Source organism: Roseateles sp. P5_E11 (assembly GCF_054049355.1).
Map to the genome: position 1 here is coordinate 1 of NZ_JBFUMO010000160.1, position 11,070 is coordinate 11,070.

9 protein-coding genes are annotated in these 11,070 nt (G+C 70.2%); 5 read left to right on the forward strand and 4 right to left on the reverse strand.

What is annotated here, in order from left to right:
* From ACXJKR_RS13880 to ACXJKR_RS13890, 3 genes are all read left to right on the forward strand, one after another.
* Nucleotides 1-2,113, forward strand: a 2,113-nt coding sequence (locus ACXJKR_RS13880) for a dockerin type I domain-containing protein (protein ID WP_457323325.1), incomplete at its 5' end; no start/stop codon positions are given.
* A 40-nt stretch (nucleotides 2,114-2,153) separates the two neighbouring features.
* Nucleotides 2,154-2,741 (forward strand): cohesin domain-containing protein, encoded by a 588-nt coding sequence (locus ACXJKR_RS13885; RefSeq protein ID WP_457323326.1) that lies wholly within the window; start codon nucleotides 2,154-2,156, stop codon nucleotides 2,739-2,741.
* A gap of 35 nt (nucleotides 2,742-2,776) precedes the next feature.
* Nucleotides 2,777-3,403 carry a response regulator gene (locus ACXJKR_RS13890; protein ID WP_457323327.1) on the forward strand — a complete coding sequence of 209 codons (627 nt, stop codon included), beginning with the start codon at nucleotides 2,777-2,779 and terminating at the stop codon, nucleotides 3,401-3,403.
* Here the strand turns inward: ACXJKR_RS13890 and ACXJKR_RS13895 are convergent.
* Both ACXJKR_RS13895 and ACXJKR_RS13900 read right to left on the reverse strand, forming a co-directional pair.
* Entirely contained in the window at nucleotides 3,389-5,119 is a 1,731-nt protein-coding gene (locus tag ACXJKR_RS13895; protein ID WP_457323328.1) for an ATP-binding protein, read from the reverse strand. The genes ACXJKR_RS13890 and ACXJKR_RS13895 overlap by 15 nt on opposite strands.
* 104 nt (nucleotides 5,120-5,223) lie before the next feature.
* Complete coding sequence (locus ACXJKR_RS13900) at nucleotides 5,224-6,123, reverse strand: AraC family transcriptional regulator (protein WP_457323329.1); 900 nt, start codon at nucleotides 6,121-6,123, stop codon at nucleotides 5,224-5,226.
* A 235-nt stretch (nucleotides 6,124-6,358) separates the two neighbouring features.
* On the opposite strand from ACXJKR_RS13900, the gene ACXJKR_RS13905 reads away from it, so the two are divergent.
* Together ACXJKR_RS13905 and ACXJKR_RS13910 are read left to right on the forward strand one after the other, a co-directional pair.
* The gene (locus tag ACXJKR_RS13905; RefSeq protein ID WP_457323330.1) at nucleotides 6,359-7,129 is read left to right on the forward strand and encodes an SDR family NAD(P)-dependent oxidoreductase; all 771 of its coding nucleotides are present in this window, start codon (nucleotides 6,359-6,361) and stop codon (nucleotides 7,127-7,129) included.
* Between the two features lie 116 nt (nucleotides 7,130-7,245).
* Entirely contained in the window at nucleotides 7,246-10,116 is a 2,871-nt protein-coding gene (locus ACXJKR_RS13910) for a helix-turn-helix transcriptional regulator (RefSeq protein WP_457323331.1), read from the forward strand.
* Between the two features lie 9 nt (nucleotides 10,117-10,125).
* Here the strand turns inward: ACXJKR_RS13910 and ACXJKR_RS13915 are convergent, their stop codons facing one another.
* A complete protein-coding gene (locus ACXJKR_RS13915) occupies nucleotides 10,126-10,680 on the reverse strand; it encodes an alpha/beta hydrolase (RefSeq protein WP_457323332.1) in 555 nt (184 codons plus the stop codon).
* The coding region (locus ACXJKR_RS13920) for an EamA family transporter (RefSeq protein ID WP_457323333.1) at nucleotides 10,681-11,070 on the reverse strand (390 nt) is incomplete at its 5' end.

The window sequence follows — 11,070 nt, forward strand, 5'->3', positions numbered from 1 at the left end:
GCTACGCGCAATCGAGGAAGTCAGCGCGCGTAGCGGTCGACGCCTTGCCGCGCTGCTGGCGCTGGCCGGGGCCGCACTGTGCTGCCCCGCCCCCGCGCTGGCCCACAACGACGGCGCCTACTGGCACGACTCCGGGCCCGCGGCGCACAACCCCCAGTGGATGCTGACCCTCGGCGCCACGAAGAAGCTCACCGAGCTGTCCCTGCCGGGTACGCATGACAGCGGAACCTTCCACGGTGTAGGCGGCCCCATCGCGCAGACGCAGACCATGACCATCCGGGAGCAGCTGGATTCGGGCATCCGTTATCTGGACATCCGGCTCAAGTACTACGACCTCCTTGCGCTTCAAGACTGCAACCAGTACTACCAATCGTCGAACTGCGCGCTGCTGGTGTTTCACGGCGGTGTCGACATGTTCCTGCCTTTCGAGAGCGGCGTACTGCAGCCGACCGTCGCCTTCCTGAAAAGCAACCCGTCGGAACTGGTCATCATGAGCGTCGTCATGGAGACGGCCGACTGCAAATGCGACCCAGCGCCTGCGCTCGACGCATTGCTGGACCAACCCGCCGTCATCGATGGCGTGGCCACAGGTCAAAAGTATGCGGACTATCTGCTGCCCGCCACTTGCCCGGGTCCGGCCACATTGACCTTGGGCCCGGTGCCCCCGCTCAATTCGAAACCCGATCCGAACTCGTGTGACGCACGCGGCAAGGTCCTGCTGACCCACCAATACATGGGTCCGCTGTCCACCCGCCACTACTACCGGCCCATCATTTCGATGGGATACACGGCCGTGCTGTTCGACAAACTCCGCAGCAATCTGGACCTCTATCACCGGCTCTGGCTGCCCGTCAAAAGCCATCTTGCAGACGCAGCCAATATCACCGGCACCAGCCAGCTCTACTACGTTGGCAGTGGTGGCTCTGACGGCGGGTTTCCCTATTTCTTCGCCAGCGGCCATTCCAGCGCCGAGACGGGTGCCCCGCGCCTGTCGACCGGGCTGGTGGACGGCGCCACCGCCGACGCATTCACCTTTCCCGACTTCCCGCGCACCGCCTGCGCCCTCGGCCTGTGCACCATCTCCTACGAGGGCATGAACACGCTGATCGCGGACTATGTGATGCGTCCGCAGTTCCACCTCCCCGGCAGCCGCATCGGCATCATCCGCGCGGACTTCCCAGGGTCGCGCTTCATCACGGCGGTAGCCAGCGTGAACGCAGGCGTCACCTTCAACCGCCCGACCTTCGGCTACACCCTGGTGACCTCGGACAGCCGGCCCTACACCCCCGGTACCTGGACCAACCGGCAGGTCGTCATCACGCCCCAGTGCGACGTCGTCTGCATCGGCAATCGAGCGGTCGTGTCGGAGGACACGCCCAACGGCTTCAGCTACACCCTGACGGGCGGTGGCTACAGCGTCAGCTTCACGACCAGCCCCGTCAGGGTCGACCTGAAGCCGCCGACCATCAAGGCAGCCGCGACGACGCAACCCGGCGCAGCGGGCTGGTACACCGGCGACGTGGTCGTGCGCTTCACTTGCGCCGACACGGGCGGCTCGGGCGTCGCGGTCTGCCCCGACGACCTGGTCCTGAGCAAGCAGGGCACCGTGTCCTCCGGCTCGAAGTACGCCGTCGATGTCGCGGGCAACAAGAGCGACAGCAGCAACATCGTCACGGTCAAGATCGACAAGACACCCCCCGCCGTCGTCTACCGCGGCAACCTGGGCTCGTACGCGCCGGGGCAGAGCGTCGATATCACGTGCGAGGCCATGGACAAGGAGTCCGGTGTGGCGTCGACCAACTGTGCCGATATTCGCGGCCTGGCGTCTTCTTTCGGCCCGGGCAGCCACCGCTACAGCGCCATCGCCGCCGACGTCGCCGGCAACACGGGCATGGGTGCGGCCACCTTCACCGTCGTGGCGTTGCCGGGCGATGTGAACTTCGACGGCGCCATCGACTGCCGCGACCAGGCTGTGGTGAAGACCGCGTTCGGCAAGCGCGCCGGCATGCCCGGATTCGACGCGAGAGCGGACGTGAACGGCGACGGCGTGGTCGACATCCGGGACCTGGCGTTCATCGCGCAAAAGCTTGCCGCGGGCACGACCTGCCCCTGAGCGGCCGTCAACGAACTGCATTCGATCCAAGGAGAGAGAGATGACGAAACTGACTTGCCTGTGGGGGATCGTGCTGGCGCTGCTGGCTGCGCCCGCGTCGGCGACGACCCTGTCCTTCGCTGCCCCCGCGCCTGCCGTGCAGGTGGGCGACACCTTCACGCTGGACGTGCTCGTTGCGGACGCACCGGACCTGTACGCCTTCCAGTTCGACATCGCCTTCGACCCGGCGATCGTGCAGGCCACCACGGTGCTGGAAGGCGACTTCCTGTCCGCCGGCGGCCGGGCGACGTTCTTCCTGCCCGGCACCATCGACAACAGCGCCGGCACGGTGTCATTCACGGCCAACACCCTGGCCGGGCCCGGGCCGGGCGTCAGCGGCGACGGCCTCGTCGTGCACCTGTCTTTCCATGCGCTGGCGGCGGGACAAAGCAGCCTGTCGTTCGGGAACGTCGTGCTGCTCGATTCGGCGCTGATGGAGCTCGCCACGACGCACATGGGTGGCGCCATCAGCGTTGCCAGCGTGCCGGAGCCGGCGTCCGTCGCGCTGTTCGGCATCGGGCTGGCCGCCCTCACGGCGGGCGCTCGGCGGCGAGGGCGGCACACGTTGCCGAATCCAGCCCGAACCTGACCCGAACGCCGCGTTTGACGGCATGATGGCGCGGCATGACCGCGCCATTGCACCTCCTTATCGTCGACGACCACCCTGTCGTTCGAGTCGGCATGGCGCAGCTGCTGCGCACGCAGCGCGAGGGCTGCGAGGTGAGCGAAGCCGACAGCCTGCCTGCCGCGCAAGCACTGCTGGCACGCCGGCCCGACGTGGCCCTCGTCGTGCTCGACGTGCACCTGCCTGGACTCGCGCCGTTGCAGGCCCTCCAGCAGCTGCGCGCCGAGTGGCCGCTGCTGCCGGTGCTGCTGATGTCGGCCGACAGCGACCCGCTGCTGGCCATGCGCGCCCTCGACGGGGGCGCTGCCGGCTGGCTACCCAAGAGCGCCGACGTGGGTGTGCTTTTCGGCGCACTGGAGCTGGTGCTGGCCGGCGGCTGCTACCTGCCACCCTTCCTGCTGCAGCGCAGCACCGACCTGCCCGACGAGGCGCTCACGCAGCGCCAGGCCGAGGTGCTGGCCGAGCTGGTGAAGGGCCGCAGCAACAAGGAGATCGCGCGCGAGCTGGGCATGGGTGAGCCGACGGTCAAGGGTCATCTGGTAACGATTTTTCGCATCCTGCGCGTGCGCAACCGCGCCGAGGCCGCGCTGGCCGGGCAGGCGCGGCTGGCCTCAATGCGGTTCTGAGGGCGGTTCTGAATTTGGTTCTGAGGGCGCGCTGAGCCAGGCGCGCAGCGCCGCCGCCGGCAGTGGCTTGCGCGCCGGCTGCACGCGCAGCGCACGCAAGGCCTTCGCGCTCATCGGCAGGGTCTCGCCGCTGATCAGCAGGGCCGGCAGCCTGTCGCCGAACGCCTCGCGCAAGGCCTCGATGGCGCTCAGCCCATCGCCTTGCGCGAGCCGCCAATCGCTGATGAGGCGCTGCGGCCGGGCACCGGCCGCGCGCAGGCGCGCCAGCAGCGGCGCCACCGCGGCTTCGGCCCAGACCTCGCAGCCCCAGGTGCGCAGCAGGGTCACGGTGGCTTCGCGCACCGCTTCGTCGTCCTCCACCAGCGCCACACAGCGGCCCTGCAGCGGCTGCCCCTGCGGCACGGTGCGAGGCTCGGTCAGCAGGCGGGGCTCGTCCTCGGGCAGGCTCACGGCGAAGCAGCTGCCGTGACCCAGGCGGCTGCGCAGGTCCACCGGATGGTCCAGCAGCCGGGCCAGCCGCGCGACGATGGCCAGGCCCAGGCCGTGGCCGCGGCGCCGGTCGCGCCCCGGGTTGGCGAGCTGCACGAACTCCTGGAAGATGCGCTCGTGGTGCTCGGGCGCGATGCCCGGGCCGGTGTCCCAGACGGCGACCTGCACACGGCCCGCACGCTGCCGCGCCGCCAGCAGCACGCCGCCGTGCACGGTGTGCGTGAGCGCGTTGGACAGCAGGTTGCGCAACAGGCGTTCGAGCTGCTGCGCGTCGCTGCGCACCCAGAGCGCCGTCGGGCGCAGCCGCCACTGCAAGCCCTTGGCTTCGGCCAGCACCGCGTATTCGGTGGAGAGGCGCTCGAACAAGGGTTGCAGCGGCAGCGAGCGGCACTGCGGCTGCAAGGCGCCGCTGTCCAGGCGCGACACGTCGAGCAGGTTTTCCACCAGCCCGTCCAGCGCCTGCGCCATGGCCTGCAACTGCTCCGCCGTCTGCGCCGCACGCCGGCCCTGCAGCTCGTGCGCGGCCTGTGCGGCCAGCAAGCCCAGCGCATGCACGGGTTGGCGCAAGTCATGGCTGGCGGCGGCCAGGAAGCGCGTCTGCGCTTCGCGCGCAGCCTGGGCTTGGGCCAGCAAGGCCTCGCGCTCGAAGCGCAGCGCGTGGCTCTCGCGCAGCAGTCGGGTGTGGCGCAAAGTCAGCGCCATCGCCAGGGCCACGGCCGACAGCACCAGCAAAGCGTTGTAGGCGCCGCTCCAACTGCCGAGCGACAGGAAGAGCGCGATCAATGCCACGGCGACGGGGGCGATCAGCATCACGAAGGCGCGCGGTTGCGGCGCCATCACGTTGATGCTGGCCACGCAGGTGATGCAGGCCAGCATGGCGGCGTACATCTGGGTGGCAGGCTGCCGCGCGTCGAAAGCCATCACCAGCGCCAGCGCCCAGAGTGCACCGGTGAGCAGCGCACCCAGCTCGGCGCGGCGCTCCCACGGTGCGGGGTCAGCGGCTTGCGGCAGCTGCGCCACCTGGCGCTTCCACAGCACGCGCAACACGATCAGCGCTGCAAATGCCGCGCCCCAGGCCAGCAGCGCCGGCAGCGCCACCCGGTCGATCTGCGTGCCCACATGCAACAGCACCAGCAGCGCCGCCGCCACCAGGCTCACGCCGCTCTGGGCGTAGAACAACAGCAGCATCGCGCGGCGCGTACGTTCGTCCAGGGGATGGGGCAGCATGCCCCGCATCATGCCCAGCGGCGCGCGCGTTGCCAGCCCTCCGAACGGATAGGCCCCGGGTGACGACTGCAATCCCCGGGGGTGTGTTGAGAAAGATGGCCGCTTCAGGCGGGCAACGATCCCGCGCCCATCGCCCGCAGCCCCAGCCGCAGCTTGTCCCGCCCGGGCGGCGCGCCGAACAAGCGGCTGTACTCGCGGCTGAACTGCGAGGGGCTGTCGTAGCCGACGCTGTAGCCGATGGCCGCGACGTCGCCGGCGTCCGCCAGGATGCGTGCCCGCGCCTCTTGCAGCCGGATCAGCTTCTGGTACTGCAACGGGCTCATGGTCGTCGCGCCGCGGAAGTGGCGGTGAAAGGACGACTCGCTCATGGCCACCATGTCGGCCAGCATCGGGATGGAAATGGCTTCGGCGTGATGGTTGCGAATGAAGCGGATGGCCCGCCCGATCTGCGACAGCCGGCTGTCGGCCAGGCCGATCTGCCGCACCATGGCGCCCTGCGCGCCGTGCAGCAGCCGCCACACCAGCTCGCGCTCCACCAGCGGGCCCAGCACGGCGGCGTCGCGCGGCGAGTCCTTCAGCCGCAGCAGGCGCACCACGGTGTCCAGCAGGTCCTCGGGCGCGTTGCTGACCGCAAAGCCGGCGGGTTCGCTCGCGGCCACTTCCGCGGGGTCCAGCTCCAGCAGCAGGGAGGAGATGGTTGCCAGCTGCAGCGTCAAGCCCGCGGCCAGGTAGGGAAGTTCGGGGCTGGCTTGGATCACGCAGCCGGCGATGGGCAGGTCCACGCTCACCACGAGGAACTGGCCCTCGCGGTACTCGAACATCTCGTCGCCCAGCATGGCGCGCTTGGCGCCCTGCGCCACGACCACGAAGGTCGGCTCCAGCACCACGTGCTGGAGCTCCGTCGGAGCCTCGGCCGCTACCGCGAACACGTCGCCTGCATTGCGATCACCCTTTGAGGTGGCGTGGCGCTTGATCAGCCTTTGCAATTCTTCGAGTGAGCCCATGGCGCAACCGTACCCGCTGCGCCCGTGCGGCTCAAGAGGCGTGCGAACGAACCGCTCAGGAATGACTGGATCGTGCAAGAGCTTGGCGGTTTTGGGCTATCGGCCCTGGGGCGGCCGCCCGGCTCGGTTCGAGCGGGGCGCACGATGGGCGAATCGTGCAATCACATGACCGGAATCGACTGCTCGAAATGGGCGCCGGCCGATTCAATGCGGGCCTTCGCGCAAGGAGGTCCACATGACGATGCAAGGCAACACCATTCTCGTCGCCGGCGGCACCCGTGGCATCGGCCGCGGCCTGGCCGAACTGCTGTGCCGGCTGGGCAACGAGGTCATCATCTTCGGCGGCGAGCCTGGCGCCGCTCAGGCCGTCGCGCGCGCCAACCCCCGCATGCGGGCCATCGACCTGGATCTGACCAACCCCTGGAGCGTCGCTGGCTTCTGCGAGCAGATCGCCGCGACTTGGGCCCACCTGAACATGCTCGTCAACATCTCGATCGCCTTCCCGGTGAGGGATCTGCCGGGCTTGCATGCGCTGCTCGACGCTGACGACAGCGACGAGAAGCTGGAAGCCCATCAGCTGGGCGTCCAGCAGCTGACCGGCGCGCTGTTGCCTCACTTTCGCAAGCGAGCGCGCAGCTCGGTCTTGAACGTCGCCGCAGGACCGATGCTGGCGCTGCCGAATGCACGGCGAGGAAGGCGCGTGGACGGCCTGGTCATCGAGACCGGCCTGCCAGCCTGCGCCATGTCGGTCAGAAAGCGCTGGGCCAGCGCCTGCATCGACGTGACCGACGTCGCCGTTCCGTCACGCGCGGAGCGCATGAGCCCGGCGCATGCCTCCCGGCCCCACGGCGTGCCCCGGGCCGAGTTCATCTCCAGCGTGGCTCACCTGCTCGCCGAAGGCCTGCACGAAGCGGCTGCCCTGTCACGGTTGCGAGCCCTCTGGCCGGCGGCCCAGCCTGCGACGCAAAAGTCCCGGGACGACGATCTGGTCTCGGCATACCACTGAATCAGCACGGCACCATTCGACGCCGTATTCGGACACACCATCGGGATAATGGCCGCGGCGCCGCCCGCGACACCCAGACCTGGGCAGGCCGTCCCTCCCAAAGCGTGAAGCGTCTCTTGAGTCCCCTGATGGTCGGTCGCGACAGCGAGCTGGATGTGCTCGCGGACGCGTTCGCCGACGCCTGCGCGGGAACGGTGCGCACCGTCGTGATCAGCGCGGAGGGTGGTGGCGGCAAGAGCCGGCTGATCCGGGAAGCAACCGAGCGCCTGGGCCGCCAGGCCCTGGTCCTGAGTGGCTGGTGTGTCGAGCAAAGCGAGCCGGGGCTGCCGTTCGCGCCCTTCGTCTCGGCCGTGCGGCGCCTGGTGCAGCTGCGCGGCGTTGCCGAGATCGTCACTCTCGTGGGGCATTCCGGCGCGCGCGAACTGGCACGGCTGCTGCCCGAGCTGGGGCCAGCACCATCGGAAGGCGACCCCGGCATGGCGCGCTCGCGGCTGTTCGAGTCATTGCGCCTGCTGCTCCAGAGTCTGGCCGCCCAGGCCCCGGTGGTGCTGGTGCTGGAAGACCTGCATTGGGCCGATCGCGCGACGCGCGACCTCCTCGCCTATCTGGCTCGCAACCTGCAGGGCACCCGCCTGCTGCTGGTCGCGTCGTACCGGACCGAGGCGCTGGCAGGAGCGCATCCGCTGCGTGGCGGATTGGCCGAGCTGGCCCGGATTGAAGGGGTGACCCCGCTCGCCCTGCCGCGCCTGTCGCGCACCGACGTGGCGCTGCACCTGAGCGCCATGCTGGGCCATGAGCCGGCGCCCGATGTCGTCAACGCCGTCCACACCCGCGGCGGTGGCGTGCCGCTGTTCACCGAAGCCCTGGTCACGCCGGAGGGTGCCGTGCGAACCCAGCTGCAGGGTTCGCTGCGCGATCTGCTGCTTGGCGCGGTGAACGAGTTGCCGGAACGGGCACGCGAAGTCCTGCACGCGATGGCGGTGGGTGGCCTTCGCGTCGGGCATCGGCTGCTGGCCGCCGTCGTCGGCGCCGATGGCCTGGATGCAGCGCTCCGCGCCGCAGTCACATCGCATGTCGTCATCGCAGCCGACGCGGAGGGCTACGCCTTCCGCCATGCCTTGATCCAGGAGGCGATCCGCGACGACCTGCTGCCCGGCGAACGGCAGCGCCTGCATCGCGCCTACGCCGAGGCCCTCGAGGCCGACCCGTCGCTGGGCGCCGACGCCTGGGTGGCGGCCAGCATCGCCTTGCACTGGCGCGCGGCAGACGACCCGGCCCGGGCGCTCAACGCGGCCTGGCAGGCCGCGCGGGAAGCCACCGCCCGCCTGGCCTATGCCGAGCAGTTGACGATGCTCGAACATGCACTCGACCTGTGGCCCCGCGTCGAGCCGACGCAGCGCCCGCAAGGCATCGATCGGGCGCAGCTGCTGGAGGCCGCGGCCGATGCCGCCTGCTGGGCCGTTGAGACCGAGCGTGGGCAGCGCATCGTCGAAGCCGGTCTCGCGGAACTCGATCCGGCGACCGACGGCGAGCGCATCGCCGCGCTGCTGCTCGAGCGCGCCATGATGCGCCAGCAGGGCATGCATGCGGGCGAGCTGAGCGACCTTCGCGAGGCCCTGCGTCTTGCCCCTGGGCCGACGCGCATACGCGCGGCGGCGCTCGGCCAGATCTGCCGCGCGCTGGCCCTGCACGGTCGCGCCGATGAGATGCGGGCGCTGGTGGACGAGTTGGACGCGTTGGCGATGCGACTCGGCGAGTCTGAGTGGACGGTCGAGGCCCTGGTGTCCGGTGCACTCGCCCGGCCTGCCGGCGACGTGGCCACGATGGAGCGGCTTGAACGCGCCTTGGGTGAAGCGCAGGCCGGCGCATCAGGGCGCGTAGAGATGATCGCCCGCGTCGCGATGGTCGACCTGCTCGACGCACGCGGCGAGCACGCGGCGGCGGTCGAGGCGGCAGGCATGGCCTGGCAGCGGGCACGCCAGCTCGGCCAGGCCCGCTATATGGGCGCGTCAGTCGCCCAGCTTCTTGCGCGCGCGCTGATGGCCGTCGGGCGCTGGGATGACGCGCTCGACCTGATCGGCGAGGCTCGCGAACTCGATCCCTCGCCTCTCGGCAGCCTGCAGCTGTCGCAGGTGGGTGGCCTCATTGCGGCCGGCCGAGGCAATCTGGCCGCGGCAGAGCGCGCCTTGAAAGCCCTGGCCGCCGCCGAAGAGAGTCCGCAGGACGCGCCCCGCCGCGCCGCCGCACAGCGCCAGCTGTCGATGGCGATCGCCCTGCTTCAAGGCGGCCCGGCCGCAGCCGTCGAGGCCGGCCATGGCATCGGGGCGCTCAGGGGCTGGCTGCCGCCACGACTGCTCTGGCCGCTGATCGCCCATGCGTGGCGCGCCTGCATCGGGTCGGGCCGTGCCGATGCGCTGCGCGATCTGCTCGTGGAGTCGTCCGAGCATCTGGCCCAGCCCGGCCCGGTGGAGCGGGCCTGCGCCCTGACATCGCTGGCCGAGCGCAGCCGCCTGGGCGGCGGTTCGGATGCGGTCGCCTGGGGCGCCGCGGTCGCGGCCTGGCAGGAGATCGGCAACCTTCCATGGCTGGCCTATGCGCTGATGCGCCAGGGTTCCGCGTGGCTTGCCGCCGGCCAACGTGGCGCGGCCATAGCGGCGCTGCGGCGCGCGGCGCTGTTCGCGCGGCAGCTGGGCGCCGAGCCCTTGAGCGCGCAACTCGCCACCGTGGCCGGCCGGGGCAGGGTCGAGCTCTGGCCGGACGAGGGCGGTGCGCCCCCAGCCTCGCCCCAGGGCCTGACGGCGCGCGAGGTCGAGGTGTTGGCGCTGCTGGTCGAGGGCCGCTCGAACAGGGAGATCGCCGCGGCGCTGTTCATCAGCGTGAAGACGGCGAGCGTGCATGTGTCGAACATCCTGGCCAAGCTCGAGGTGCCGTCGCGAGGCGCCGCTGCGGCGGCCGCGCACCGGCTGGGCTTGGTCGGCGCCGTGTGAGGCCGCCAGCTACAGCGACCTGATGTCGGCGATCAGTTCGGGGAATGCCTTGGCAGAAAAGGAATGGCCGCGATCGGTGAACGCACGTGAGGTCGCGCCCGGGAGCTTTTCGGCCCACCGGGCCAGGTGCGAGAAGGGAACCCACTCGTCGTCCGCGCTGTGATACAGCACGATCGCGCCCATGCTGGGCACGGTCGCGCCGAAATCGACGGGCAGCGCGAAGTCGTCGCCACCCCATTCGCCATCGGCGCATTTGTAGGGCGTGGCGATGAGGAACAGCCCGGCCAGCGACAGGTCCCGGCGCTCCTGCGTCAGGTACTTCAGCACCGCAGCGCCGCCCAGGGAGTGCGCCACCACGATGCTCGGGTCGCCGCCAGCTTTCAGCTCGGCCGCCATCTCGTCCCTCCACGTCTTGTAGACCACGTTCTCCAGCCCGGAGAACTTGGCATACCTGACCGCATGGTCAGGCCCGACGGCGCTCTTCAGATAGTTCGCAAGGGCCTGGTCTTCGGCGTGCGCGCCTTCGCCCGCGCCTTGCACAAACAAGATGTCGTGGTTCTGCATTCACTTGCCTCCGGGGTTGACTGGACTTGATCGATGGTTGGGCATGACGGCCTGGCCCTTGGCAGGCGACGCGGTCGCCAGGCTTCGCGGCCCGCGCGAGGTGGCCAGCCAGGAGCCGCAGAGGATGAGGGCGAAGGCAATGAGGATGCGGCCGTCGAGCGGCTCGCCGAGCAGCGCCACACCGGCGGCGACGGCCACGGCCGGCGACGCGTAGGTGATCACGACGGCCCGCTCCGAACCGATCTCGCGTATCAGCAGGAAGAAGGCCGCGAAGGCGACGGCCGTGCAGGCGATGCCCAGCGCAACGATCGCGACCACGGCCTGGGTGCTGGGCCAGGCGGCGGGCCAGCTGCCCAGGGCCGGGGCCAGATAGGCCAGCGCCGTGATGGC

Bases quoted from the DNA above. Each gene is read 5' to 3' on its own strand.
- ACXJKR_RS13915 (WP_457323332.1), bottom strand. From the start codon at position 10,680: ATGCAGAACCACGACATCTTGTTTGTGCAAGGCGCGGGCGAAGGCGCG.
- ACXJKR_RS13885 (WP_457323326.1), top strand. From the start codon at position 2,154: ATGACGAAACTGACTTGCCTGTGGGGGATCGTGCTGGCGCTGCTGGCT.
- ACXJKR_RS13905 (WP_457323330.1), top strand. From the start codon at position 6,359: ATGACGATGCAAGGCAACACCATTCTCGTCGCCGGCGGCACCCGTGGC.
- ACXJKR_RS13890 (WP_457323327.1), top strand. From the start codon at position 2,777: ATGACCGCGCCATTGCACCTCCTTATCGTCGACGACCACCCTGTCGTT.
- ACXJKR_RS13900 (WP_457323329.1), bottom strand. From the start codon at position 6,123: ATGGGCTCACTCGAAGAATTGCAAAGGCTGATCAAGCGCCACGCCACC.
- ACXJKR_RS13895 (WP_457323328.1), bottom strand. From the start codon at position 5,119: ATGCTGCCCCATCCCCTGGACGAACGTACGCGCCGCGCGATGCTGCTG.